The sequence below is a fragment of the Myxococcus sp. NMCA1 genome, from assembly GCF_026810205.1.
Taxonomy (GTDB): domain Bacteria; phylum Myxococcota; class Myxococcia; order Myxococcales; family Myxococcaceae; genus Myxococcus; species Myxococcus xanthus_A.
Genome location: NZ_CP113950.1, coordinates 971,399 through 996,081, shown reverse-complemented (window position 1 = coordinate 996,081; position 24,683 = coordinate 971,399). Strand labels below are relative to the sequence as shown.

The window sequence follows — 24,683 nt, the reverse complement described above, 5'->3', positions numbered from 1 at the left end:
CGAGCCCCGTCTGTTCGCCTGTCCCCGCCCACGCGGAGCCCGCGTCCAGCGGTGGACAGGCGTGCGCCCTGGGCGGACGCGGCGGTGGAGCACATCGGCCGCTTGCGCGCTCGGCGCGCACCTCGAAGCGCTTCAGCTCGTCTCGTCAGGCTCTTCTGGTAGTTCTGGACCTGGCCTCGCAGGAGTGCGCCCGGAACCGGAGGACGAGGATGAGAGCGCATGCGGTCATCTGGCTGTCGCTGGCGCTTGCCGTCGCCGTCACGGGCTGCTCGACAACTCGGCGCATACGTCTGGACACAGGGGATGGGCCTTCCAGGGTCCACACGCCGTTCACGGAGGATGACACCGGGCCCGTTGAGCTGGACGACGATGAATTCGAGGAGGCCATGGTGGAACTCGCCCGGGACGTGCGGCCCTTCTCCAATCCCCTGCGCGAGGCCCGCCAGCGATTCGGCGTCCCCGAGCGAAGCGGCGTGTACCTCTACCAGCCTCGCGGCCCCCGGCTCATTCTCCAGGAAGAGCAGGACCCGGACGGCCCGCGCCTCCTTGAGTCCTACGCGGATGATGAGCTGACGCGCGCCTATGGCCGCTGGTGCGAACGCAAGTCGCAGCCCGGCGACTGCCTGCGCCTGCTGGCCGAAGGCCCGCTGCTGGCCAGCGACGGCAAGTACTCGCTGGCCATGGCCATCGCCATGGACTCGGTGTGGGAAGAGACGGCCGAGGCGCTGGAGGACATGGCCAACCCGCAGGCGCTGCTGGCGACGGTGAGTGCCTCGGTCAGCATGTACCTGCTCCTCTGGTCGCTGCCCGAGCCGGTGAGCAAGGGCCTGGCAGCCCTGCTGACGACTACGGCCATTGCCTATCTGGGCGTGGACACCGTGTGGCGCATTCTGGACGGGTGGATGGCGCTGGTGCGCACGGTGGACCGGGCCACCACCTTCGCGCAGCTCAACGAAGCGGGCGAGGCGTACGGCGAAGTCCTCGGGGAGAACGCGGCGCGCGTCTTCGTCATGCTGGCCACGGCGGCCATCGGCAATACGGCGGGCCTGGCGGCGAAGGCTTCGAGGCTGCCGGGCTCGGCGCAGGCCGCGCTCGCGGTGGAGACGCAAGCGGGCTACCAGTATGTGGCCATTGGAGGTGTGCAGTCGGTGGCGATGACGGCCGAGGGCTTCACCGTCGCACTGGCGCCCAACGCGGTCGCCATGGCGGCCCGGGGCATGAGCGGCGGCCGCACCGAGGACCATCACCTCGCGACGAACAAGAACAGCGTCTCCACCGCGCGCGGCGGGCCCTGGACGCCTCGGTTCAAAAGAGTCTTCAAGAAAGCCGGGATGAAGCTGGAGGACCCTGAGAACATCGTGCCGGTCGCGGGTCACAAGGGGCCCCATCCTCAGAGGTACCACGAACTGGTCTTCAGACGGCTTGACAGTGCAACCGCGCACTGCCGTTCGGTGGAGGAGTGCCGCACGATTCTGACGAAGGCGCTTCAAAGACTGGCCAAGGAAGCTGTGACGCAAGGGACGGACATCAACAAGCTCCTGACCGAACGCAAGCAGCGATAGAACCGCACCATGCCGACCCGATTCTTCGACCTTGCTGAGAACGTTCAAGCCGGGAACTGGTACCTGGGGGATCCCGAGGACGAACGAGGCCAGGAAGTGGAAGACCCCTGGCTCTTCAGGGCGGGGCGGTCCATCCAGGTCGCAGGCCCGCTAAAAATCCCCATCGACGAGCCAGGCAAGGCGCTGGACTTCTCCACGGCGGGCGTGGGCGTGACGCCTGTGGTCCACGTCAGGGTGGCGGAGCTCTTCACGGAGCTAGCCCCCAACGACGTGCAACTCATCCCCGTCCACATCCAGGGGTACCCGGACCAGTACCTCATCCTGGTGGCCACGAAGCTCATCCGCTGCATTGACGACGCAGCGTCCAAGGTACAGCGCTGGAAGCCGGAAGACGGGCTGCCCAAGAAGGTAGGCCAGTACTACGCCGTCGACGACATGCGCATCGACCCCAGGAAGGTGGGGAACACCAAGGTATTCCGCACGGAGGGCTGGGACATCGCCCTCATCGTCTCCGAGGACATCAAACAGGCACTGGAGCGTGTGAAGGCCACCGGTGTGAATTTCACGCCGGTGTAGCTCGTGCGACCGCCCCCACCCCTGCTCTCTGAAGCACCTGGATGCAGGGGTGTTGGGGTCCTGATGTCACCCACATGGCTCGTTCGTGCTGACCGCCTCCTGAGACGCCTGGAGGCCACGGGGGCGCCGCATGCACAGCTCAAGCATCACTTCGTGGGCACGCTTCGCCATGTCGTGCAGCTCCGCCGCTTCCTCCTGGCCGTAGGCATCGCCCTCTCCAAGCCTGCGGCGGAGGTCCGTCGCCAGCTCCCGCGCCGTCTGGTAACGGGCGTCCGGCCGGGGATGGAGGAGCCTGCGCAGCACCAGGCCCAGCCCCTGCGGAAGCAACTGGGACTGACCGCCTGGGCTGAAGAGTCCGGCGCTTCCCCTCCATTGACCGTCACCGGGAAATTCTCGTCCCCGTTGCACACAATGGGGAATCCCCCGTCCTCAATCCTTTCCATGAGCCACGCGTCACGCTGCGGCAATGCAATGGGACGTCCGCCATTGGAGAGCCGCACTCCAGGTTCAAGCCGGGGAGCGCCTTTTCCATTCCATGGACGCTATCGATTGTGCGACGGTCCTTGCCCACAAGCGCAGGCGCGTAGACGACGATGCCGAGTCTTTTTCGCGGAGTCATCGTTTGCACCCTGTGACGACGATATTCAGGGTCTGGTCTTCTCGCAGCAGCGCGTCTTTGTGCGCTTGCGTGCGCTCTGGCCCCGGCCTCCGTGTGCGCCCCGAGGCGGAGGCGACGTGGCACAGGCCGCGAGGAAAGTCAGGAGTGCGATGCACGCGAGAAACCGCATGAACACGGCCTCGCATCCAAGCCGCGAAGCAGCGGGACACATGTGGATGATAGCAGGCGTAAGCGACGGGTGAGCGACTCCCCGAGGATGGTGGCGCCCGGGGGCTCTGACGGCCACAGTCTGCAACTTGCGTGAGCAGTGAATGCTGTCGCGTCACGGAACCGCTGCGCCTGCTGCGGGCGTGGCGAAGATGAACCGGCACCGCAGCGCCCGACTGCTCAACACAGAAGACTATCGACCAACACCACGTTCAGCTGACTTCCGAAGCGCGGAAGATGAGCAGCGCGGACTCGGCTGGCGAGCCCCGTCTGTTCGCCTGTCCCCGCCCACGCAGGGGCCGCGTCCAGCGGTGGACAGGTGCCCCACCCCCGGAAGGCAAGGCGGTGGGGCACGGCGACTGCTTGGATGCTCGGCGCGCCCCTCGAAGGCCGCTAGGGTGCGACCCGCACTCCCACACGAAGCATGGAGCGTCCCATGAAAGCAGTGCGGTTCTCGGCCTTCGGACAGCCACTGAAGGTGGTGGAAGTCGTGGAGCAGCCGGACGTGGCGCTGAAGCCGGGCAAGGCCCGGATTGAAGTGCTGGCCACGCCCATCAATCCCTCCGACATCCTCACGCTCAGCGGCCAGTACGGACAGCTCCCGAAGCTCCCCGCGGTGCCCGGCAACGAAGGCGTCGGCCGCGTCGTCGAGGTCCAGGACTCCAGCGCCGTGAAGGTGGGTGACGTCGTGTTCCTCCCGCTGGGCGCGGGCACCTGGTGCACCCACTTGGTCGCTCCCGCGGACTCGCTCCTGCAGGTGCCGCCGGGAACCGACCTGCGGCAGGCCGCCATGCTGTTCATCAATCCTCCGACCGCGGACCTGCTGCTGCGGGACTTCGTCGCGCTGCAGCCCGGCGAGTGGGTGATACAGAATGCCGCCAACTCGGCGGTGGGCCGCTCCATCATCACCCTGGCGAAGCAGGCCGGCTTCAAGACACTGAACGTGGTGCGGCGTGAAGAGCTGGCACCGGAGCTCAGCGCGCTGGGCGCGGACGCCGTGCTGCTGGACTCGGATGAACTGCCGGAGCGCGTGCGCGAGGTGACGGGCGGCGCCAAGGTCCGGCTGGCCATCGACGCCGTCGGCGGTGAGTCCACCCGGCGCCTGGGTGACGCGCTCGCGCGCGGCGGCGTGGTGGTGAACTACGGCGTGATGAGCGGCAAGGGCCCTCGGTTGTCAGCCGCCGCCACCATCTTCAAGGACATCACCCTGCGCGGCTTCTGGCTGGTGACGTGGATGAAGAAGACGCCGCGCGAGGAGCAGGGCGCCCTCTTCGCCCGGCTCGCGAAGCAGGTGGCGGAAGGCGCACTGCACGTCCCGGTGGAGGGAACCTTCCCCCTGGAGTCCATCCAGGAGGCCCTGACGCGCGCCATGGAAGGTGGGCGCGCCGGCAAGGTGCTCCTCACGCCCAACGGCCCACTCTGAGGCGCTGAGCGCCGCCGCTCCGTCAGCCCCAAGGCCCCTGGAACAACGCCCCGAAGCGCGAGGCCAGCTCCGGGCGCCGCACCAGCAGCGCGCCCCAGGCGGTGGCCTCCGACGTCCAGGCGGCCACCGACAGGCCGTGCACCTCGAACACCGCCATCACGTCGTTGTTCTCGCTTATGACCTTCAACAACCGCGTGTAGTCCAGCAGCGTGCGCAGCCGGGCCTCCGGAAAGCACACCTCCAGGTCGAGCGGCTGCACCGGCCCGCGCGGATTCAGCAGCACCAGCGGCGTGCGCAGCGGCGCGACCTCCACGTCATGCGCGGGCGGTGACGCCTCCACCTGGCGCGCCATCAACTCCCGCTGGCGCTCCAGGTCCCGCTGGCGGGACGCCTCGACCATGCGCCGGAGCTCCGCCTCGCGCGCTTGGTCCTCCCGCTGCCGCTTCCGCTCGAGGTGCTCCCGAATCCGCCGGACATGGGCCTCGATGTCCTCCAGGAAGTCGCGGGAGTAGCTCCGCTCGCTCGACGTGGGTGACACGGCGGCGACACGCTCCCGGAAGCCGGGGAACCAGGACAGGAAGCCCTCCGCTTCCGGGTCGAGCGCGTCGACGTCCTGCCTCACGGCTTCCGACAACACCGCCGCCGCGTATGACACCGCGAGCGAGGTGGCACGAGGCCACGCAGCCCCCCGGACCTCCGCCGCCTTCCACACCGGTTCGAGGCGGCGCGACAGGTCCTCCGGGGGCGACTGACGGACCAGCGCATCCACGCGCTCCGGCAGCTGCTCCGGGTCCTCCACCGGCCACCACGTCTGGAAGCACACCACCGCGTCGGGCTCCGCCGCCTGCTGCCGTTCCCAGAGTGCCGCCCTCCACGACATGAAGGTGGCCAGCAGGTCCGTACGCTCGTCCGGGTGCTGCTGGAAACGCCGCCACACGGCCTCGATGAACACGGCCTGCTGACTGCTGCCACTCCACGCGCGCACCACCTTCGCCAGCGGCGCCAGCAGGCGTTCGCGGCCCTCCCCCTTCCAGAGCGCCATCAACAAACGCGCGCCCTGGCCGGGAGCGAGCGCATCACCCCACGGCAGCCGCGAGGGCAGCGACAGCACAGCCTCCAGCAACGGCTCCGTGCACGGCGCCTCCCGACTCCACAGGTGCAACCGGAGCGCATCCTCCTCGTCGGTGAGCGTGAGGAAGCGGGAGAAGGCCGCATCCCGGAAGCGGGTGGCGCGAAGCGATGGCGGCTCTCGCGCCAGGGACTCAGACACCGCGGAGACGAAGGCGCGCGTCTCCTCCACGCCATCCGCGCCCGGCGCGGCGGCAGCCCATTCGAGGAAGCGAAGGGCATCCTCCGCGGAGAGCCGCGCCAGCCGCGCGAGCGCCCAGTCCGCCCACAACGCACGCTCCTCCGGCGACAGCTCCGCGAAGGGCCGGCCACGGGCCCAGCCATGCAGCGCCTCCGCCAGTCCGCCCTCCACCCGGTCCGACACGGCGAGCAACGCACTCAACGCCTCCGGAGGCGCTTGCGCGGGCAACCGCCGCAACACGTCGAACGCGAAGTCCGCGTCTCCCCGCGACGCCATCCGCTCCAGCAATCGCACGGAGCCCCGCGCCGCCAACGCCCGACGCGCCTCCGCGGCCCGCGCCAGGTCCGTGGACTCCACGGCCGCGAGGAGGCCGTCCTCGTCCTGCAAGCAGAGCGCGCATTCGAAGCGCACGTCCGCGTCCGGATGGCGCAGGCCCTCGCGCAGCGCGAGCAGCAGGTCCACGTCCGGCGCCTGCCCGGTGGCCCGCCCCCACGCCACGGCGGCCCGCGCTCCCTGCTCCGGAAACCGGGCGAAGGCGGCGCGAGCGAGCTGCGCGATGCGCTCGGTGGCCACCCGGGACCTGCGCGCGCGTGGCCACACCCGCCACCGGGTGAGCGCCAGCGCCGCCTCGCAGCCGAAGCGGCCGTCATCCTCCAGACACGTCAGCACCATGTCGAGCGCCGCGTGCGAAGGCGTCCCTTCGTGGACGTCCACCAGCGCGGAGAGCCACCGTGGCTCCGGCGCGGAGACGGCTGTGTGCAACCCCTCCTCCGGCTCGCCGACGGACTCCTCCTCGGGCACGTGCCAGGGAAGCCGCTGGGCCCACCGGTCCTCGACCTCCTCCTCGAAGCCCTGGAGCAACAACGCCTGCTCGTAGCGCCGCACGTCGACGAGCAGGCGCCGCACACGGGCCCACATCCTCGCGTAGCGCGACTCCAACTGCTCCGCCATCGAGGTGGGGAGGAGCAACACCCGTTCCGACAGCGCATACCGGTCCACCCCCGCGTGCACGAGCATCCGCGCGGCGCCGTACCGCTCCGGAGGAACCGGGCCGCAGTCGCACCGAGGGCACAGGAGGCCCGGCGCGTGAAAGCGCGTGCAGGCCGGGCAGCGGACCTGGGCCCCTCGGCGGGCACCATTCTCCAGCGGGGGATGCATGCGTCTTCTCTACACCGACTGGGGCCACTCCGCCCCACCCCTCAACCGTCGCGACGTAATTGTACGGCAAAGCCACACGGCATCCGCGAGTCATTCGCAATGCCATGGCGCGACTGTAACGCAAAATGTTTCAATTCCTCTCAATCCCTGCGCGGCCCTGGGCGGCGCTCACTCCGTCTGTTGCAACCAGTAGCCCTCACCCAAGGAGAACCACCCCATGAAGCAGACCTTTGCTGTCCTTGCGGCGCTCGCTGTATCCACCCTGGTGGCCTGTGGTGGCGTTGAAGCCGTGGAGCCGCGGGAGGAGCTGGGGCAGGAGTCGAGCGCCCTCGTCTCCTGTTCGACGGAGTGTGCGACGGGCCCGTCGCTCTCGTGTTGGGGCACGACCTGCTCCGCGTCCGACAACAACTACGTCCAGTGTGACGGCAACTACCAGTACTGCCCCACCACGCCCCCGCCGCCGCTCGACTGCAGCCTGTCGCGAGAGGCGTGCGTGAACGTCCTCGGCCTCGCATGCTCCCCCAGCGGCTCCAGGCGGAAGTGCTGCATCGAAGAGATGCCCATCGGCAACTGCCAGTGCATGCACAACGGCCAGTGGACGTGCACCGTGCCGGTCGAAGACCCGTAAACCCATCCCGCCCCCGACTGACGCGTGGAAGCCCGGGGAGCGGGCGCGCCCGACGCGCCCGCTCCTCCTTTCTTCGCGCCAGACGCTCCCGACAGACGCCATGGGTTGAGCGCGCCGAAGGAAGCTGAAGGATGACTCAGGTAACGAATCCACTATTTACGTAAAAATCTGGTTATCCATTGACACGATTTCCATTGCTCGATATTTGTGATTCGCCACGAACGGGGGACCGTGTCGAGCATCCTCAGGACTGCTCAGCGGCGTGGCTGCCCAGAACCCACACATCGTCACAACTGCGCTGGAGACCTCTCCACGAACAGCGGCCCCCTCCTTCCGGGCCGCCGGTCAGGATTCGTACGCTCGTATCCGCGGCTTGAGTGGCGCGGTGGGTGGGACGCGTCTGCCCGGTGGACGGAAGTGCCCGCAGAGCGCGCACCAGGAAGCCACCGTCATGGACCCAACCCGCAATGCCTTTCCCGAGAAGAACCGTGATCTCGCCGTGGGCTCCGCCCGGCTCCAGGAAGTCCAGAAGGCAGTCCATTACTACGTGGACAACCATCACTGTGACGTCATTGGGCGGGTGTTTCACGGGATGCCAGGCCGGGAGGCGCGCGTCAGCTTCAGCCCGACCCGCCGGGATGTGCGGCTGGACGCGGAGGGGCCTCGGGACGTCCTCCACTTCGGCTCCTACAACTACTCCGGGCTGAACGGACACCCGCGCGTGGTGGCCGCGGCGGAGGCGGCGCTGCGCCGCTACGGGACGACGGTCAGCGGCGTGCGTCTGCTCAACGGGACGTGTGAGCTGCACCTGGAGCTGGAGCACGCGCTGGCGGAGTTCCTGGGCTTCGAGGACTGCATCACCTACAGCAGCGGCTACGCGGCGAACCTGTCCGTGCTGTCCGCGCTGTGTGGTGAGGGCGACGTGGTGCTGTCGGACATGCTCAACCACCAGTCCATCATCGACGGGCTGAAGCTGTCCGGCACGGACATCCGCACCTACCGTCACAAGAGCCTGCGCAGCATCGAGGCCACGCTGAAGAAGCTTCCGCGCGAGCAGCGCAAGTTCATCATCACCGACGGCGTCTTCAGCATGGACGGCGACGTGGCGGACCTGCCGGGCATCGTGGCGCTGGCGGAGAGCTACAACGCCTTCGTCCTCGTGGATGACGCGCACGCCACCGCCGCCATGGGACCCAACGGCCGCGGCACCCCGGCCTGCTTCGGGCTCCAGTCGCAGGTGGACGTGCTCACCGGCAGCCTCAGCAAGGGCCTGCCAGGCATCGGCGGATTCGCCGCCGGGTCCAAGGCCACCATCGACCTGCTGCGCTTCGGCTCCAACGGCTACATCTTCTCCGCCTCGCTGCCGCCGCCCATCGCCGCGGGCCTGCTGGAGGGCATCCGCATCCTCCAGGAACAGCCCGAGCTGCAGGAGCGGCTGCACCACAACGAGAACTACCTGCGCGCCGGCATCCGCGCCATGGGCCTGGACTGCATGAACAGCGAGTCCCCCATCATCCCCATCCTGATGCCCGCCTACGAGAAGACGTTCGAGCTGACGCGGCTGCTCCACCTGGAGGGCATCTACGTCAACCCGGTGGGCTACCCCGCCGTGAGCAAGAACCGCACACGCCTGCGCATCAACGTCAGCGCCAACCTCACCCAGGCGGACCTGGACCGCTTCCTGGACGCGCTGGACCACTGCAGCCGCAAACTCAACCTCCAGGACGCGCCGCCGCTCCAGCAGACCGGCACCTGAGCCGGCACCCTTCGCCACCCACGCCACTGGAAGACCCGCCATGGACCTCAAGGAACAGCTCCTCTACGGCCTGCCCGTGTTCCTCGCTCCCATCCTCATCGAGCTGGTGGTGGGGCTCTTGCGGCGAAAGCCGGCCTACCGGCTCAACGACCTGCTCACCAACGTGACGATGAGCCTGCTCACCGTCCTGGGCAGCGTGGTCATCGCGGGCGCCACCTTCGTCTTCTACGGCTACGTCTACAAGCACCACGCCCTCTTCAGCCTGGCGAAGGACTCCGCGTGGACGTGGCTGGTGGCCTTCTTCGCCTACGACTTCTTCTATTACTGGGCGCACCGGATGCACCACACCATGGCGTGGATGTGGGGCGTCCACGTCGCCCACCACTCCGGCGAGGACATGAACTTCGGTCTCGCGGTGCGGCAGAGCGCGCTGGGTGAGCTGACCACGTGGCCCTTCTTCGTGCCCATGGCGCTGCTGGGCATCGCGCCCGAGGTGTTCCTGGGCATCACCGGCATCCAGCTCATCTTCCAGTACGCCATCCACAACACCTACGTGCCGCCGCTGGGCTGGCTGGAGTACGTGCTCGTCACGCCGTCCCAGCACCGCGTCCACCACAGCCGCAACACGCCGTACATCGACAAGAACTACGGCAACATCCTCGTCGTCTGGGACCTGCTGTTCCGCACCTACCAGCCGGAGCTGAAGGACCAGCCTCCCGTCTACGGCCTGCGCAGCAGCCTGCGCTCGTGGAACCCCTTCACCGCGCACTTCCACTACTTCGTGGAGCTGTTCCAGAAGTCCGCCGCCTGCGCGCGGCTGAGCGACAAGGTGCTGTGCTTCATCAAGGGGCCGGACTGGAACCCGCCGTCGCTGCGCAAGGAGCGCTTCACCGGCCACCCGGATGACGGCCCGTCCGCCACCTTCAAGAAGTACGACCCGCGCCTGCCCCTGCCCGTCACCGCCTACTGCGTGACGCAGTTCTTCAGCCTGGCGGCCAGCATCCTCTTGCTGGCGTGGTACCTGGACACGCTCAGCCCCGTGGCCCGCGCCGTGACGCTGGGGCTGGTCCTCTTCGGTACCTGGAGCCTGGGCGCGCTGATGGACTCGCGCGCCTTCGCGTGGCGGCAGGAGTTCGCGCGGCTGGCGGGTATCGCGCTGCTGGGTCCCGCCCTGGCGCTGATGGAGGGCGTGCCGCTGGTCAGCGCTCTCCCCATCCTGCTCCACCCTGTCCTCAGCGCCGCGTGGCTGCTGCGCTTCCGCGCCGCGTTCCACGAAGGCGCTGACACCTCCACGCGAGGCTCCGGCGCCCTGGCCGCCTGAAAGCCCCGCCCCCTGCTTCGAGTCCCCAACCCACCCGAAAGACATGACCGCGTCCGCACCCGTCACCGGAAGCGCTCCCGCCTTCCACACCTTCCCGCGCCCCCTCGATGTGCGTTGGGTCGGCTCCATCAACGACATCAGCCGGGAGGACTGGCACACCTGCTTCCCGCCCACCGACGTGATGCAGTCCTTCGAGCTGCACCAGGCCACCGAGGCCGCCAGCATCGAGGACGTGCAGTTCCACTACCTGGTCCTCCGGAACGAGGGCGCGGTGGTGGGCATCGTCCCCTGCTTCCGCTTCCGGATGTCGCTGACGGTCATCGCCCCGGAGAACGTCAACAAGGTGGTGTCCCAGGTCCGCCGCGCGTTCCCGGACTTTCTCTTCCTGAACGCGTTCGTCATCGGCACGCCCATCGCCATCTGCAAGGACCTGCTGGGCGTGCGCACGGACCTGCCGAAGGCGCGGCGTGACGACGTGCTGCGCGCCATCTCCCGCGAGGTGATTGCCCGCGCCCGGCACCTGAAGCTGGGCCTGGTCTTCATGAAGGAGTTCACCTCCCAGAAGCTGCCCGAGGTGAAGGACGTGCTGTCCCCGCGCTTCCACTTCGTGGAGAGCGCGGCCACCACCTACCTGTACCTGGGCGAGCCGGGGAAGAGCACCTTCAAGGACCGGCTGCGCAAGAAGTACCGCTCCCTGATGAACAACCGCATGGCCCGCGTCCAGGAGGCGGGCATGCGCTGGGAGACTGTCTCCGACTTCTCACGGTACGCCGCGCAGATGCACCCGCTGTACCTGCAGGTCCTCAACCGCTCGAAGATTCGCTTCGAGACGCTCAGCGTGGACTTCTTCGCCCAGTTGCCCCAGCGCCTGGGCGACCGCGTCTTCGCGCTCCTGTGCTTCAAGGGCGAGCAGCTGGTGTCCTTCGAGCTGTTCCTCAAGGACGCGGAGTGGGTCCACCCCATCTACCTGGGCCTGGACTACAGCCTCCGCGACGAGGGCGCGCTGTACTTCAACAGCATCTACAAAATCGTCGAGGTGCTGGAGTCCCAGGGCAAGTCGGTGGTGCAGCTGGGACAGACGAGCTACGCGGTGAAGGCCAGCATTGGCGCGGTGGTGGACCGGCTGTACCTGGCCGTGCACCACACCCACCCGGTGCTGGACCAGTTGCTGAAGCGCTTCGGCGCGGAGCTCTTCCCGCCCACGCCCCTGCCCCGCTCGCAGCGCGTGTTCCGGGACATGAAGGAGAACGACGACGGCCTGGCCCGCCATGGCATCCACTTCGAGCGGCTGGACGGGGAGGGCGACGAATGACGGCGAAGGCGGGCATCACCACGAAGGTCGTCCCTCGCATCCAGGACGTGCCCCAGGCGCTGTGGGACGACAAGGTGGCGGGGGGCCACCCCTTCAAGAGCGCCGCGTTCCTCTCCTGCCTGGAGGACTCGTTCCCGGAGCGGAAGTTCGGCTACCTCATCGTGTCGCAAGGCGCGGACGTCGTCGGACTGGCGGTCATCACCGAGGAGCGGCTGGACTTGAGCCTGCTGCTGCCGGAGCAGGTGGGCACGCTGACCAAGGGCGTGCGCAAGGTGCTGCCCGGCTTCCTGTCGCTGGGCCTGGGCATGGTGGGCACCTTCGAAACGGCGGAGCGACACTGGTGGTACGACGCGCAGCGTGTGTCCGAGCATGACTTCGCGCGGGCGCTGCTCGCCGCCTGCGACGAGGTGTGTGGCAACGCCGCGCTGCTGCTGGTGCGCGACTTCATGGAGGCCCTGCCCGAGGACGTGCGCCTGGAGTCGTGGTTCCTCCAGCGGGGCTTCAAGCAGGTGGCCAACCACCCCATGGCCACGGTGACGCTGGACGGGCTGAGCAGCGAGGCCCACTTCCAGCGGCTGAAGAAGAAGTCGCGGCAGAACCTGCGCAAGAAGCTGAAGGACGCGGAGGCGCTGGGCTTCCAGGTGGAGCGGGTGCAGGACTTCCGCCCCCTCTTGGACGAGTGCTACCCGCTCTACCTCCAGGTCCACGAGGGCGCCTCGGAGTTCAAGCGCAACCCATTCCCTCGGGCCTTCTTCGAGACCATCGCGGAGCGGATGCCCACCACCAGCAGCTTCCTCACGCTGCGGGACTCGGCCGGGCACCTGATTGCCTTCATCCTCACGGGCACCGGGGGCGGCATCAACAACCCCTTCTGCATCGGCATGGACTACGCCCGGACGGAAGGCACGCCGGCCTACTACCTGATGATGTGGAAGGAAATCGAGCACGCGGCGCGCACGGGGTGCCGCGTGGTGGACCTGGGCCTCACCAGCTACTTCGTGAAGCAGACGGTGGGCGCGGAGCTGGAGGGCATGACGATGGCCGCCCGCATCCAGTCCGCGTGGCTGCGGCCCCTGCTCAATCCCCTGCTGCCGGCGCTGCTGAGCGAGAAGCAGCCGCAGGAGCGGCGGAAGTTCCGCGTCTCCACGTTCGACAACGACTCGCAGCCCCCCACTGACCAGGCCGCCTGACCATGCTCCGCTTCGCCTACGGCTGCATTCCCTCCGTCATGTCCCTGTACTTCGCCAACACCCTGGTGCGGCGAGCAGGGCTGACGCCCGCGTGCATCCTCCTGTCCGCGGGGGGCCTGCGCTTCCAGAAGAAGCGCTACACCCCGGCCCAGGTGCTGCCTGTCTTCCTGAAGCAGTTCGGCCCGCGCTTCACCGGCTACAATGTGCTCGCCGGGCTGAGTGGCTCGCTGCCCTTCAGCATTCCCGCCTCGGGGTTGATGAGCTTCCAGGCGCTCTCCCAGGCGTATGGCATTCCGCTGGTCATCAGTGATGACTTCTCCGGAGCGGCCACGGTGAGCGAGCTCGAGAGGCACGGGGCGGAGTTGTTCCTCACCAGCATGTGCGATCAAATCATCCGGGAGCCGCTGCTCAGTCTGCCGCGCCATGGCTGTTTGAACATCCATCCATCGCTGCTGCCGGAGTTCCGCGGCGTGGACTCCGTCTTCCAGGCCATGCTGAACGGCGTGTCTGAGATTGGCACGACACTCCACCGCACCACCGCGCGCATCGACGCGGGCGACGTACTGGCCCAGAGCGCGCTCACCCGCACGGCCACCGATTCCCACCTGGCGCTGACGGCGAAGGCGACCGTCGCGGGCATCGCCCTGCTCAAGCGGCACATGGAGACGTTGGAGCGCGGAGAGACGCCGGACGCGCGCCCCATCGACGTGAGCCGGGCGCGCTATCCCTACCGCTCCTGGCCGGCACGGGAGGAGCTGCGCCGCTTCCATGCCCAGGGAAACACCTTCTGGCGGGCTTCGGACTTCCGCCGCATCCTCGCCTTCGAGGACGTGCTGGCGGCGTAGCCCTTCCAGAAACGACACGCCGGACGGGAGAGGCTCCCGCCCGGCATGGATGCTTCGGACCGCGGACTACTTGCCGCGGATGATGGACTCGCTGTGGATGGTCAGCGCGCTCGCGGCGGCCGTCAGGTCGATGGCCGAGAAGCTGGTGTACGGGTAGTGGCCATCGCCCAGCTCCTCGACGAACTCGACGTGGTCGCCGCTGACCTCGCGGCCGTCGAAGTTGAACGTGAAGGCTCCCGGCGTCGCGCTGCGGAAGGCCCACACGCAGGCGCCCGTGGGGATGGGGTCATTGAATCCGAAGGTCATGTGGTTGCGGAAGCCGATGTGGATGGGCGTGAAGCGGATGTGGATGTCGTACCAGGACGCGTCCATCGGGAACCAGAGGCCGCGGTTGATGTACCGGCCCTGGAACTGACCGTCGTTGTACACGTACACGCTGTAGGCCGAACCGCCCGGCGTGCCGGTGAACTGCGGCTGGAACGTCACCTGGCCCGGCTCACGGCCAATGCCGACCTGGATGGTGCTGACCACCTGGTCGCCATCACGCGCCGCCAGGGCAAAGCCCTGTCCGGCCTTGGCGAGGTCCTGGAAGACGGCCTTCTGCTCCCACTGCGTCGCGGCGGCGAAGTTGCTGGAGACGCCGTCGTTGGCGGCCTTCTCCAGGCCGGTGACGTTGAGGCCCTTCTCCGTGCGCGCGAGCTTCGCGTTGCCCGTGGCGCAGTTCGTGATGCCGGCGAAGGTCTCAACGCACTGCTGCTTCACGGGCGCTTCCTGGGCCGAAAGCGCGTCAGCCTCGGCAGGCTTCGACTCCTCGCCCTGGCAACCCGCGGCCGTCAGACTCAGGAGTGCTGCCGCCATCAGGCGGCCCGTCAGCTTGATGCTCATGGATGAAAAACCTCTCGTTGGGGGATGACGACTGCCGGGTCTCCGGTGAAGACCCGGAAGCCGCGTTTGCACCCAGCGCGCCAGCGCGTGGCGGACGGCGCCGTCGCTCGGTGCGGGCTCACCGGCCACCCCGCTCGCGAGCACGTGACGTAGCGCGCGGCGTCACAGAAACCCGGCTCCTGTGGCGAGCCCTGTTACACCCCAGGCAGCCAAGGAGCGCCTTTCATGCGGGCTTCATGAGGCCCGGGGCACGGGTCCAACGAGACACCTGTCGGGTGTGTGCGCTGCGGGCTGGCTGGGTTCCGGGATTTCGTACCAACCCGCCATATCCCCTATGCTTCGTCGCAGTCGCCCGGGAGCCCGGCCGGACTTCCCCCCGGAGAAGGCTGGAACATGAACAGCGCCAGCGTGAATGAATCCCCCACGGATCGTCGTCGCTTTCCTCGGCTCGAGGCGCCGCTCTATGCCCGGCCCGCGCGACTGAGGCGCGTGGACAAGCAGCAGGTGCTGGACGCCAGCCTGGGGGGCATCCGCATCTACTCCGACGAGCAGTACACCCAGGACTCCGAGCTGGAGCTGGACCTGTTCCTGCGCGACGGCACTTCGTTGGAGTGCAAAGCGCGTGTGGCCTGGACGCGCAAGCTCCCCAAGGACGCGGTGGCGCGCTTTGAAGTCGGCCTGGCCTTCACGGACGTACCGCCGCTGGCCATGGACAAGCTCAAGTCGGTGCTCGTCGCGGATGACGAGGGTGGCCCGGCCGGCTCATAGCCGCCCGGCGGCGGGGACGCCCTTCAGGGCTTCCTCCAGCACGGCGCGCAGCTCCTGCTCCAACCCTGGCGCCGAGGCCCTCCGGAGCGCACCGCCCCCCCTGAAGAGTGACAGCCCCTCCAGGAAGGCGACCACCAGGGCCGCGCGGCGCTCCAAGCGAGACGGACTGAGTTCGGGAGCCAGTTCACGCAGCAGCTCCACGACGCCCGCCCGGAAGCCCGCGTAGAAGACGGCGAGCGCGTCCGCGACCATCTCATCCCGTGCGGCGAGCGCCCACAGCTCCGCGAAGAGCTGGCAATGGCGCGGTGACTCCTGGTCCTCCAGCAGGGCCTCCACCGCGCGACGAAGCCGCTCCACCGGCGCACGGCCGCCTTCCTCCACCCGCGCACGCACCCGTTGGCTGGCGGCTTCCAGGTAGCGCGCGAGCAGCGCCCGCACCACGTCCTGCTTCGCGGGGAAGTAGTACTGGAGGTTGCCCACGCGGAGCCCCGCCCGCTGAGCCACCCGGCGCAGCGTGAGCCCCGAATGGCCCTCCTCCACCAGTGTGTCGGTGGCCGCATCGAGGATGGACGCCACGCGCTCGGTCCCCTTGGCGTGGACGGCGGTCCCCTCACGAGGCTTCGACGACGGCAGCTTTCCCCGCGTGGCGCGTGGCATCAGGCCGCCTCCTGGCGCGGTTGTTCCTCGAACCGGACCTGGACGCCGCACCCGCGCAGGGCCGCCAGGGCCTGCTCCGGACGCGCGTCGTGCTCTGGGAACCACACGCCCGGGGCGGGAGGCGGCGCGCCATCCCATCCCAGCAACCGCTCCGTCCCCAGCAGCGCGCCCACCGCCGTGAGGTGGGCCTGTCCCTTCGGGTCCACCACCTCGATGCGCATCGCTCCGCGAGGGCCCTCCACGTCCGCTACCCACGCCGCCTCACCGCCCGTGCCGCTGCTGGCCATCAGCGCGCGCCGCACGGACGTCAGGCGGGGATGCTGGAGCAGCCGGAGCAGCCCCACCTGCTGGAGCGCCGCGAGCATCCAGGTGACGGTGCCCGAATCGAACCCCAGCCGCGTCGACACCGTGCGCGCGCCCAGCACCAGCGGCAGCGTGGCCTGCTCGGGCGTGTCGAGCCGGAAGACACGCGTGGGCCGCCCATCCGGGAACATCACCCTGCGGCCGTCCGTCAGCGGCAACACCTGCCGCTCCTTCCCTCCCTCCGTGATGTCGAAGGCCATCCCCAGCCGGTCCATGTACTCCACCGAGTCCGGACCCGCCTGGTCCGCCAGGGCGAAGCGGATGCCCACGTCGACGCGCTCGACGCCCCCTACCCGCTCCGACGCGCCCGCGACGAGCCTGGGCACCAGTCCCGCCATCCACGCGGAGCTGAGCAGGACGGGTGCCCGTGGGGGCGTCCCCGACAGCCGCAGCACCGCCGACTTCACACGCGACGTCCAGCGGGTGATGTCGAGCACCGCCACGCCTTCCCGGACCGCCGAGCGCAGCACCGCATCGTTCGGGTCATTGACCAGCGACACCACGGCCCTGGGCCGTCCGGACAGGGACGCCAGCGGGTCGGGCGCCGTCACGTCCAGCACCGCGGCTTCCGCGTTCCCCAACCGACGGGCCAACGCCTCCGCGGGCTCGCGGCGACGGCCCGCGATGATGAGCGGCAAGTCCGGATGCCGCTCCCGCAGCAACTGCGCGAGCCACGTCCCCACCACGCCGTAGCCCCCCACCAGAACGACACTGTCCTCAGCCACCATTGCGCGCTCCACCCGCCCGGCGTGGGCCATCCACGCTGCTCGAAGTCTTTATTAGGTCACTCGACCTATATTTTCACGACAATCGTCCTGGCCGCGCGGCCGGGGGTGTCCACGTCCCTGGCGTTGTGCTCCGGCCCTGTCTGCCGCAGGCTTGTCCCCGTGAGGGCGTCCGAGCAGATGGCGGTGGCTGAACCCCAGAGGGCCGGGCGCGCGCGGCTCGCCTTCGAACGCGCCGGTCCACGCACCATCGTGCGCACCGCGCTGGCGCACAGCCCCCTGCGGCTGCTCACGCCCCGGAACCACGGCCACGCGGCCTGGGCCTACACCAGTTCCTTCGGAGGCGGCCTGGTGGACGGCGACCAGGTCTCCCTGGAGGTGGACGTGGCCGCGGGTGCCACGGCGCTGCTGGCCAGCCAGGGTGCCAACCGCGTCTACCGCTCGCCCCGGGGGTGCCGGAACGACATGGTCGCCCGCGTGGAGGAAGGCGCGCTGCTGGCCTTCGTCCCGGACCCCACCGCGTGCTTCGCCGGTGCCCGGTATGCGCAGACGCTGGACGTGCGGCTCGCGCCCGGCGCCTCGCTGGTGCTCGCGGACGTCATCACCTCCGGCCGCAGCGCCAGTGGTGAACGGTGGGCATTCGCCCACTACGACTCCACCCTGCGCGTCTCCGTGGGCGGCCGTGCGCTCGTGGACGAGCGCTGGCTCTTGGACCCACGGCACGGCACGCTGCCCGAGCGCCTGGGCCGCTTCAACGCACTGGCCACCGTGCTGCTGGTGGGCCCCAAGCTCGCGGAGGCCCGTGGGCCCCTCTCCGCCCAGCTCGCCGCGCTGCCGGTGACGTCGCGCGCGGAGCTCGTGCCCGTAGTTAGCCCCCTGGGCGAGGACGGCCTGCTCCTCCGGGCCGCGGCCGTCTCCGTGGAGGCACTGTTGAACACCACACACGCGTGGCTGTCCTTCCTCCCTGCGCTGTTGGGCGATGACCCCTGGGCTCGCCGCGTCTGACGGGGCCTCCTTGGAAGCCATTGACGCGGCTCACTAGGCTGGTGGGGTGCACCTCTCCCCTCGCGATGTCGACAAGCTGCTGCTGCATCAGGCCGGCTTCCTCGCCCAGAAGCGCCTCGCGCGCGGGGTGCGGCTGAACTACCCGGAAGCGGTGGCGCTCATCGCCACGCAGCTCCTGGAGTTCATCCGCGACGGCCGCGGCGTGGCCGAGCTGATGGACCTGGGGCGTCAGCTCCTGGGACGCGCGCAGGTGATGGACGGCGTGCCGGAGATGCTGGCGGAGGTGCAGGTGGAGGGCACCTTCCCGGACGGCTCCAAGCTGGTGACGGTGCACCACCCCGTGGTGGCCGAGCACGGCAACCTGGAGCTCGCCCTGTACGGCAGCTTCCTCCCTGTTCCTCCGCTGGAGCGCTTCAGCGCGGCGGCGCGAATGGAGGAAGGACGTCCCGGTGAAGTGCGCGTGCAGCCGGGAGACGTCATCCTCAACGACGGGCGAGACACCGTCACCGTCAGCGTCACCCACCGGGGCGACCGGCCCATCCAGGTGGGCAGCCACTACCCCTTCTTCGAAACGAACCGCGCGCTGGTGTTCGACCGAGCCCGGGCCTACGGCCGCCGGCTGAACATTCCCGCGGGAACCGCGGTGCGCTTCGAGCCGGGTGAGCGCAAGACGGTCCAACTGGTCGCCATCGCTGGTGACGCGGTGGTGCGCGGCGGCAACGCGCTGGGCAGCGGCAAGGTGACACCGGAGGGCCGCGAGCGCGCGATGGAAGCGGTGCGCACGCAGGGCTTCGGTCATGAGGAGGAGCGCTGATGAGCCGGAAGATGGACCGCCGCCACTACGCGGACATGTTCGGCCCCACCACGGGAGACCGGGTGCGGCTGGGCGACACGGGGCTCTGGGCGGAGGTGGAGCGTGACGCCACCGTGTACGGCGACGAGTGCAAGTTCGGCGGCGGCAAGGTGCTGCGCGAGGGCATGGGCCAGCAGGCCGGCGTGGGGGACGCGGACGCGCTCGACTGCGTCATCACCAATGCGCTCATCCTCGACTGGACGGGCATCTACAAGGCGGACATCGGCATCAAGGGCGGCCGCATCGCCGGCATCGGCAAGGCGGGCAACCCGGACGTCATGGCGGGCGTGACACCGGGCATGGTGGTGGGCGTCACCACGGAAGCCATTGCGGGCGAAGGCCTCATCGTCACCGCGGGCGCGCTGGACACGCACATCCATTTCATCTGCCCCCAGCAGGCGGACGAAGCGCTGGCCAGCGGCGTCACCACCTGGGTGGGCGGCGGCACCGGGCCGGCCACGGGCACCAAGGGCACCACCTGCACGCCGGGCGCGTGGAACCTCCAGCGGATGCTGGAGGCCACGGACACGATTCCGCTGAACATCGGCCTCACCGGCAAGGGCAACACGTCCCTGCCACAGGGACTGGTGGAGCAGATTCGCGCGGGCGCCATCGGCCTGAAGCTGCACGAGGACTGGGGCACCACGCCGGCCGCCATCGACACCTGCCTCACCCTGGCCGAGGGCGAGGACATCCAGGTCACCATCCACACGGACACGCTGAATGAGTCCGGCTACGTGGATGACTCGCTGGCCGCATTCAAGGGCCGCACCATCCACACGTACCACTCCGAGGGCGCGGGCGGCGGGCACGCTCCGGACATCATCCGCGTGTGCGGCGAGCCCAACGTGCTGCCCAGCTCGACGAACCCCACGCGCCCGTACACAGTGAACACGCTGGATGAGCATCTGGACATGCTCATGGTGTGTCACCACCTGGACCCGGAGATTCCCGAGGACGTGGCCTTCGCGGAGAGCCGCATCCGGGGAGAGACCATCGCCGCGGAGGACATCCTCCACGACATGGGCGCCATCAGCATCATGGCCTCCGACAGCCAGGCCATGGGCCGCGTGGGCGAGGTCATCTGCCGGACGTGGCAGACAGCGCACAAGATGCGCGAGCAACGCGGCCGGTTGCCAGAGGAGCGCGGCGACAACGACAACCTCCGCATCCGCCGCTACGTGGCGAAGTACACCATCAACCCCGCCATCGCCCACGGCATGTCCCACGAGGTGGGCACGGTGGAGGTGGGCAAGTTGGCGGACCTGGTGCTGTGGAACCCGGCCTTCTTCGGCATCAAACCGGAGCTGGTGGTGAAGGGCGGCTTCATCGCCTGGGCGCAGATGGGGGACGCCAACGCCTCCATCCCCACGCCGCAGCCCTACATGATGCGGCCGATGTTCGGCGCTCGAGGCCGCGCGCCAGGCGCCACCAGCGTGGCCTTCATCTCCGGCCGCGCCTTCGCCGAGGGCACGGTGAAGGACCTGGGGCTCACCAAACGGATTGTCGCCGTGAGTGGCTGCCGCAACCTGGGCAAGAAGGACATGAAGCTCAACGACACGATGCCCACCCTCACCGTGGACCCGGAGACCTACGAGGTCCGCGCGGATGGCGAACTGCTTCGCTGTGAGCCCGCGAAGCGCCTGCCCCTGGCCCAGCTCTACTCGCTGTTCTGAGAGGAGCGCGAGAGGCATGGGCTCGACGTGGCGAGTGCTCCAGTTGGCGGACTCCGGTTTTCCCACAGGAGGCTTCGCGCACTCCGGCGGGCTGGAGGCCGCGGTGCAACTGGGCGAGGTGCGAGGCCCTGCGGAGCTGCGGCGCTTCGTGCGGGACTTGCTGTGGCAGACGGGCCATGGCGCGCTGCCGCTCTTGAGCGCCGCGCACCGTGAGCCCACGTCGCTGCCCGTGTTGGACGCCCGCGCGGAGGCGTTCCTCTCCAGCCACGTGGCCAACCGCGCCAGCCGCACGCAGGGCCGGGCCTTCCTGGACACCTGTGCGCGCATCTTTCCCCGGCCGGTGACGCCGGTGCGCGAGGCGGCCCGCGCCGCCGGGCTGCGCTTCCACCATGCGCCCGTGTTCGGCGCGGTGCTGCACGCGCTGGACGTGTCGCTGGAGGACACGCAGCAGCTCTTCCTGTCCCTCACCTTGAGGGGCGCGCTGTCCGCGGCGGTGCGGCTGGGCATCGCGGGCACGCACGAATCCCACCAACTCCAGCATCAGGCCACGCCTCTGCTGGACGAAGTGCTGGCGCGGTGCGCGGGGCTGGGGGTGGAGGCGCTGGCACAGCCGTCTCCGCTGCTCGACCTGTTCGGCGCCACGCACGACCGGCTCTATTCCAGGCTGTTCCAGTCCTGAGTGAGGTGAAGCGCACATGCACGACGACCACCGCGGCCACGGACACGACGACGACCATGACCACGAGCACGAGGAGTGGGACCACCCGGGCCACTACCACGAGCGCGAGGAGCCTCAGCGGCGCGATTACAAGGCACGCGCCTTCACGATTGGCATTGGCGGACCGGTGGGCAGCGGGAAGACGGCGCTGGTGCTGGCGCTGTGCCGCAAGCTGCGCGAACGCCACCGCCTGGGTGTCGTCACCAACGACATCTTCACCCAGGAGGACGCGGAGTTCCTCGTCCGCAACCAGGCGCTATCCCCGGAGCGCATCAAGGCGGTGGAGACGGGCGGCTGCCCTCACGCGGCCATCCGCGAGGACATCAGCCACAACCTGCTGGCGCTGGAACAATTGATGGAGGCGCTGTCGCCGGAGCTGCTCATCGTCGAGAGCGGCGGAGACAACCTGGCGGCGCAGTACAGCCGCGAGCTGGCGGACTACACCGTCTACGTCATCGACGTGGCCGGCGGGGACAAGGTGCCGCGCAAGGGCGGCCCTGGCATCACCCAGTCCGACCTGCTGGTCATCAACAAGACGGACCTGGCGCCGTATGTCGGCGCGGACCTGGGGGTCATGGACCGTGACTCCCGGAAGATGCGCGGCGAAGGCCCCTTCGTCTTCACTCAGGTCACCAAGGACGTGGGCGTGGACGCAGTGGCCGAGCACATCCTCGGCGCGTGGCGGCAGCGCACTGGCGCCCGGGCATCCTGAAGTCACACGTCCGCTCGCGACGGTGATGAGCCGCCGCGAGCGGACCTGAGACGTCACCGTGCGCGCGTCAGCGGCTCGGCCACATTCACGGTGGCCGTGCCGTTCCACACGAGGCCGTACTCGTCCTTGTAGATGTCCAGGTCCACCGAGTGGGCGCCGCGCGCGCTCGCCGGAATGGACTTGGTCATCGTGAAGGTGAATGCACCGCCCGGGGGCAGGTTCACACCCCAGTCGGAGAAGGCGGTGTCCCAGCCCGAGGGCAGGCTGGAATAGAAGTCGTACCAGACCCAATCACAGCCACCGGCGTCGTTGTTGGTGACGTTCACCGTCCAGGTGACGTCCGTGCCCGGCGCCGCCGTCACCGTCTGCGGGGACAGGCTCACCGTGGGCGGCGCGGGGACACAACGCTCGACGATGTCGATGTCCGCCGTGCCCTGCACCGTATGGCCGTCGCGCGTGGCCGACAGGCCCACGGCGTACGTGCCGGGCGCCGCGCTGTAGGGCGTGTACGCCTGGAGGCCCAGTGACAACGAGGCGGACGCGGCGACAGTGACTTGCGTGGGCAGACGGTCGGAGCCCCACCCCTGCGGGAGGAGGGTGGAGAGCTGGAAGGTGGACGGCGAACACGTAGGAGAGTCATGGTTGACGAGAATGGCCTCGAACTCCGGCCGGCCTCCAGGCCAGGCCGAGGGGGCGAAGGACGTCACCTGCACCTCGTGGGGTGCGCGGACGCACGCGGATTGACGGTGCGCGATGCTCACGACGAGTCCCGCGGACGTCGCCGCGTTCACGGTCACAGAGAGGGTGCTGTAGGGGTCGTCCCACGTCGTGCCCGGAAGCAGGGCCGGGTCGGTCCACGACGCCGTCTGCGGCGTGAAGTCGAGCAGGTGCGAGCCGCTCTGCGTCGCCGCATCCGCGTAGTGCACGAGCGCTCCGCCGAACACCTGCGCCGCCAGCGTCGCCTCATAGCCCCCCACGGGCTGGCGGTACTCCAACCACAGCCAGTCATTGCTCCCAGGCCGCCGCCGCACCTTGAGCGCCTTCAGCCCGCCCGACGCCACCACGGGCGCGAGGGTGAAGGTGCCGTCCACGCCGTCCACTTCGGCCACGGCGGACGCATCCAGCCAGCCGATGCGTGCCTTCTGCGGCGCCGCGTAGTGGCCCAGGTTCCACCGTCCCATCGTCGAGAAGACATCCCCGTACTCGTCGATGACCCCCGTCGCCCCCGGCAGGCCCAGGGCCTCCGCGCCGAAGTCGCGCGAGCTCGCATGGCCCAACGTGAGGTTGTGCCCCGCCTCGTGCGTCACCAACTCCACGGCACTGTCGTGGACCATCATGGACTCCGCCACGAGCCACGAAGTGGAGGCCGTCACGGTGCCGTCCGCCGTCTGCACCAGCCCACAGGACACCGTGGCCTGACCGGCGTAGGAACAGCCCGCCTGCGGCCGTGGGTGGACAATGAAGATGCGGTCGTACTGCGTGAAGTCCACGTCCGCGTCCGCCGCCCGCACCGCGGCCTCACGCATGGCCGCGCCTTCACTGCACGAATAGGCGCGGTCCAGCGTGTACCAGCTCACCACATCGCCCGTGGTGGTGGTGCGGCCCTCTGACACCTCGCTCCAGTAATCCGCCAGCGAACGGCGCGTCGCGGAGAAGAACACGTCGTGGACCGCCTGCGGGGTAATGGCGGGCCGGGCCATGCCGGGGAACTCCGTCATGATGACCAGGCTGCGCTGCACGCCGCTGACGCCACACGCGCTCGCCGTGCTCAGCGAGGACGCGGCATGGGTGTCCACGTCCACGCCCTGGGCGATGAACTGGCCGCCCTGCTCGCTCCCACGCACCTTCACCTGGAGCCCGCTGCGCAGTCCCGGCGGCGCGCCGTGTTCGAAGCGCACCTGGCGGCGCTGGTTCCCCTGCGTCACGAAGTACTCTTCCCACGACGCGGTGGGCGCGGGCGGGTCCACCACCACGACCTCCAGTTCCCCTTCCCATGACTCCTGACGGCTCACCGTTTCGTGTGGTGGCGACCCGTCCTGCGCTTCATCCACGTCGGAAACCTGCGCGCTACAGGCCGCGAACCACACGGCCGATACCATGCTCCACGTGCGGGACATTTCCCCTCCGGAGAACGGCGGCCCGGAACGGGTCGCCGCGCGCCTTGTGCCCGGAGCGATTCACTCGCGCAACGCATCTCCGACGAAGCCATGAGGAATTCACGCGGAACGATTGGAGACACGGCGCGGTTCGCTCGCGAGCGAGATCTGGTCGCTCACGGAGCGGCTGCTGCGCGCTCGTGGATTCGAAGCCGAGTTGCTGCGCTCAACGCCCTGGCAGGACCATCTGCCCGCCCGTGCGGGCGCTGGCGGCCTCCGCCCAGGCCTGATGCGACGGCGAGCCGTCCAGAGACACCGG

The 24,683-nt window shown here is 69.1% G+C and carries 21 protein-coding genes and 1 pseudogene; 15 read left to right on the top strand and 7 right to left on the bottom strand.

The genetic code is table 11. The features are described 5' to 3' along the window. Positions 1 to 209 precede the first annotated feature (209 nt). Both OZ403_RS04375 and OZ403_RS04370 read left to right on the top strand, forming a co-directional pair. Entirely contained in the window at positions 210 to 1,562 is a 1,353-nt protein-coding gene (locus OZ403_RS04375) for an AHH domain-containing protein (protein WP_140787550.1), read from the top strand. 9 nt (positions 1,563 to 1,571) lie between these two features. Then, the gene (locus tag OZ403_RS04370) at positions 1,572 to 2,138 is read left to right on the top strand and encodes an imm11 family protein (protein WP_268783544.1); all 567 of its coding nucleotides are present in this window, start codon (positions 1,572 to 1,574) and stop codon (positions 2,136 to 2,138) included. 66 nt (positions 2,139 to 2,204) lie between these two features. Here OZ403_RS04370 and OZ403_RS04365 read toward each other — a convergent pair whose 3' ends face one another. Continuing rightward, positions 2,205 to 2,465: a hypothetical protein gene (locus tag OZ403_RS04365; RefSeq protein ID WP_237078486.1), complete on the bottom strand. Its 261-nt coding sequence runs from the start codon at positions 2,463 to 2,465 to the stop codon at positions 2,205 to 2,207. Positions 2,466 to 2,533: 68 nt separating this feature from the next. Beyond that, positions 2,534 to 2,638 (bottom strand): annotated as a pseudogene (locus tag OZ403_RS39430) (DUF5953 family protein); the annotation flags it as partial. Between the two features lie 762 nt (positions 2,639 to 3,400). On the opposite strand from OZ403_RS39430, the gene OZ403_RS04355 reads away from it, so the two are divergent. Further along, positions 3,401 to 4,387: a zinc-dependent alcohol dehydrogenase family protein gene (locus tag OZ403_RS04355; RefSeq protein WP_268783543.1), complete on the top strand. Its 987-nt coding sequence runs from the start codon at positions 3,401 to 3,403 to the stop codon at positions 4,385 to 4,387. Positions 4,388 to 4,409: 22 nt separating this feature from the next. Here the strand turns inward: OZ403_RS04355 and OZ403_RS04350 are convergent, their stop codons facing one another. Beyond that, positions 4,410 to 6,854 (bottom strand): hypothetical protein, encoded by a 2,445-nt coding sequence (locus OZ403_RS04350; protein WP_268783542.1) that lies wholly within the window; start codon positions 6,852 to 6,854, stop codon positions 4,410 to 4,412. 217 nt (positions 6,855 to 7,071) lie between these two features. Here OZ403_RS04350 and OZ403_RS04345 point away from each other — a divergent pair, with 217 nt between their 5' ends. The 6 genes from OZ403_RS04345 (at position 7,072) to OZ403_RS04320 (ending at position 13,906) form a co-directional block, all read left to right on the top strand. Beyond that, positions 7,072 to 7,482 (top strand): hypothetical protein, encoded by a 411-nt coding sequence (locus tag OZ403_RS04345; RefSeq protein ID WP_268783541.1) that lies wholly within the window; start codon positions 7,072 to 7,074, stop codon positions 7,480 to 7,482. Between the two features lie 451 nt (positions 7,483 to 7,933). After that, positions 7,934 to 9,238, top strand: coding sequence for an aminotransferase class I/II-fold pyridoxal phosphate-dependent enzyme (locus OZ403_RS04340; RefSeq protein ID WP_268783540.1), 1,305 nt, complete (start codon positions 7,934 to 7,936; stop codon positions 9,236 to 9,238). A 40-nt stretch (positions 9,239 to 9,278) separates the two neighbouring features. Further along, positions 9,279 to 10,559, top strand: coding sequence for a sterol desaturase family protein (locus tag OZ403_RS04335; protein ID WP_268783539.1), 1,281 nt, complete (start codon positions 9,279 to 9,281; stop codon positions 10,557 to 10,559). A 43-nt stretch (positions 10,560 to 10,602) separates the two neighbouring features. After that, a complete protein-coding gene (locus OZ403_RS04330; RefSeq protein ID WP_268783538.1) occupies positions 10,603 to 11,871 on the top strand; it encodes a GNAT family N-acetyltransferase in 1,269 nt (422 codons plus the stop codon). Next, positions 11,868 to 13,061, top strand: a complete 1,194-nt coding sequence (locus OZ403_RS04325; protein ID WP_268783537.1) for a GNAT family N-acetyltransferase — start codon at positions 11,868 to 11,870, stop codon at positions 13,059 to 13,061. Before OZ403_RS04330 ends, OZ403_RS04325 begins: the two co-directional genes overlap by 4 nt. Before the next feature lie 2 nt (positions 13,062 to 13,063). Beyond that, on the top strand, positions 13,064 to 13,906 hold the full coding sequence (locus OZ403_RS04320; RefSeq protein ID WP_268783536.1) for a formyltransferase family protein: 843 nt from the start codon (positions 13,064 to 13,066) through the stop codon (positions 13,904 to 13,906). A gap of 66 nt (positions 13,907 to 13,972) precedes the next feature. Here OZ403_RS04320 and OZ403_RS04315 read toward each other — a convergent pair whose 3' ends face one another. Then, positions 13,973 to 14,791: a hypothetical protein gene (locus OZ403_RS04315; RefSeq protein ID WP_140797247.1), complete on the bottom strand. Its 819-nt coding sequence runs from the start codon at positions 14,789 to 14,791 to the stop codon at positions 13,973 to 13,975. Positions 14,792 to 15,184: 393 nt separating this feature from the next. Between OZ403_RS04315 and OZ403_RS04310 the strand changes: the two genes are divergently transcribed. After that, on the top strand, positions 15,185 to 15,559 hold the full coding sequence (locus OZ403_RS04310; RefSeq protein ID WP_237078042.1) for a PilZ domain-containing protein: 375 nt from the start codon (positions 15,185 to 15,187) through the stop codon (positions 15,557 to 15,559). Here OZ403_RS04310 and OZ403_RS04305 read toward each other — a convergent pair. Together OZ403_RS04305 and OZ403_RS04300 are read right to left on the bottom strand one after the other, a co-directional pair. Further along, positions 15,554 to 16,216: a TetR/AcrR family transcriptional regulator gene (locus OZ403_RS04305; RefSeq protein ID WP_140853060.1), complete on the bottom strand. Its 663-nt coding sequence runs from the start codon at positions 16,214 to 16,216 to the stop codon at positions 15,554 to 15,556. The genes OZ403_RS04310 and OZ403_RS04305 overlap by 6 nt on opposite strands. Next, positions 16,216 to 17,307: a saccharopine dehydrogenase NADP-binding domain-containing protein gene (locus OZ403_RS04300; RefSeq protein WP_268783535.1), complete on the bottom strand. Its 1,092-nt coding sequence runs from the start codon at positions 17,305 to 17,307 to the stop codon at positions 16,216 to 16,218. Before OZ403_RS04300 ends, OZ403_RS04305 begins: the two co-directional genes overlap by 1 nt. A 177-nt stretch (positions 17,308 to 17,484) precedes the next feature. Here OZ403_RS04300 and OZ403_RS04295 point away from each other — a divergent pair, with 177 nt between their 5' ends. From OZ403_RS04295 to ureG, 5 genes are read left to right on the top strand one after another with little or no spacing between them, the layout of a single operon-like run. Continuing rightward, complete coding sequence (locus OZ403_RS04295) at positions 17,485 to 18,309, top strand: urease accessory protein UreD (RefSeq protein ID WP_140796339.1); 825 nt, start codon at positions 17,485 to 17,487, stop codon at positions 18,307 to 18,309. A gap of 46 nt (positions 18,310 to 18,355) precedes the next feature. Further along, on the top strand, positions 18,356 to 19,123 hold the full coding sequence (gene ureA / locus OZ403_RS04290) for an urease subunit gamma (protein WP_268783534.1): 768 nt from the start codon (positions 18,356 to 18,358) through the stop codon (positions 19,121 to 19,123). Next, positions 19,123 to 20,838, top strand: coding sequence for an urease subunit alpha (gene ureC / locus OZ403_RS04285; protein WP_140787530.1), 1,716 nt, complete (start codon positions 19,123 to 19,125; stop codon positions 20,836 to 20,838). Before ureA ends, ureC begins: the two co-directional genes overlap by 1 nt. Positions 20,839 to 20,854: 16 nt before the next feature. Continuing rightward, the gene (locus OZ403_RS04280) at positions 20,855 to 21,517 is read left to right on the top strand and encodes an urease accessory protein UreF (RefSeq protein ID WP_268783533.1); all 663 of its coding nucleotides are present in this window, start codon (positions 20,855 to 20,857) and stop codon (positions 21,515 to 21,517) included. Positions 21,518 to 21,533: 16 nt separating this feature from the next. Continuing rightward, positions 21,534 to 22,268, top strand: coding sequence for an urease accessory protein UreG (gene ureG / locus OZ403_RS04275; protein WP_140853058.1), 735 nt, complete (start codon positions 21,534 to 21,536; stop codon positions 22,266 to 22,268). Between the two features lie 53 nt (positions 22,269 to 22,321). Here ureG and OZ403_RS04270 read toward each other — a convergent pair whose 3' ends face one another. Next, positions 22,322 to 24,385, bottom strand: a complete 2,064-nt coding sequence (locus OZ403_RS04270; RefSeq protein WP_268783532.1) for a M6 family metalloprotease domain-containing protein — start codon at positions 24,383 to 24,385, stop codon at positions 22,322 to 22,324. Positions 24,386 to 24,683 lie beyond the last annotated feature (298 nt).

Bases quoted from the DNA above. Each gene is read 5' to 3' on its own strand.
- OZ403_RS04375 (WP_140787550.1), top strand. From the start codon at position 210: ATGAGAGCGCATGCGGTCATCTGGCTGTCGCTGGCGCTTGCCGTCGCC.
- OZ403_RS04370 (WP_268783544.1), top strand. From the start codon at position 1,572: ATGCCGACCCGATTCTTCGACCTTGCTGAGAACGTTCAAGCCGGGAAC.
- OZ403_RS04355 (WP_268783543.1), top strand. From the start codon at position 3,401: ATGAAAGCAGTGCGGTTCTCGGCCTTCGGACAGCCACTGAAGGTGGTG.
- OZ403_RS04350 (WP_268783542.1), bottom strand. From the start codon at position 6,854: ATGCATCCCCCGCTGGAGAATGGTGCCCGCCGAGGGGCCCAGGTCCGC.
- OZ403_RS04345 (WP_268783541.1), top strand. From the start codon at position 7,072: ATGAAGCAGACCTTTGCTGTCCTTGCGGCGCTCGCTGTATCCACCCTG.
- OZ403_RS04340 (WP_268783540.1), top strand. From the start codon at position 7,934: ATGGACCCAACCCGCAATGCCTTTCCCGAGAAGAACCGTGATCTCGCC.
- OZ403_RS04335 (WP_268783539.1), top strand. From the start codon at position 9,279: ATGGACCTCAAGGAACAGCTCCTCTACGGCCTGCCCGTGTTCCTCGCT.
- OZ403_RS04330 (WP_268783538.1), top strand. From the start codon at position 10,603: ATGACCGCGTCCGCACCCGTCACCGGAAGCGCTCCCGCCTTCCACACC.
- OZ403_RS04325 (WP_268783537.1), top strand. From the start codon at position 11,868: ATGACGGCGAAGGCGGGCATCACCACGAAGGTCGTCCCTCGCATCCAG.
- OZ403_RS04320 (WP_268783536.1), top strand. From the start codon at position 13,064: ATGCTCCGCTTCGCCTACGGCTGCATTCCCTCCGTCATGTCCCTGTAC.
- OZ403_RS04315 (WP_140797247.1), bottom strand. From the start codon at position 14,791: ATGAGCATCAAGCTGACGGGCCGCCTGATGGCGGCAGCACTCCTGAGT.
- OZ403_RS04310 (WP_237078042.1), top strand. From the start codon at position 15,185: ATGAACAGCGCCAGCGTGAATGAATCCCCCACGGATCGTCGTCGCTTT.
- OZ403_RS04305 (WP_140853060.1), bottom strand. From the start codon at position 16,216: ATGCCACGCGCCACGCGGGGAAAGCTGCCGTCGTCGAAGCCTCGTGAG.
- OZ403_RS04300 (WP_268783535.1), bottom strand. From the start codon at position 17,307: ATGGTGGCTGAGGACAGTGTCGTTCTGGTGGGGGGCTACGGCGTGGTG.
- OZ403_RS04295 (WP_140796339.1), top strand. From the start codon at position 17,485: ATGGCGGTGGCTGAACCCCAGAGGGCCGGGCGCGCGCGGCTCGCCTTC.
- ureC (WP_140787530.1), top strand. From the start codon at position 19,123: ATGAGCCGGAAGATGGACCGCCGCCACTACGCGGACATGTTCGGCCCC.
- OZ403_RS04280 (WP_268783533.1), top strand. From the start codon at position 20,855: ATGGGCTCGACGTGGCGAGTGCTCCAGTTGGCGGACTCCGGTTTTCCC.
- ureG (WP_140853058.1), top strand. From the start codon at position 21,534: ATGCACGACGACCACCGCGGCCACGGACACGACGACGACCATGACCAC.
- OZ403_RS04270 (WP_268783532.1), bottom strand. From the start codon at position 24,385: ATGTCCCGCACGTGGAGCATGGTATCGGCCGTGTGGTTCGCGGCCTGT.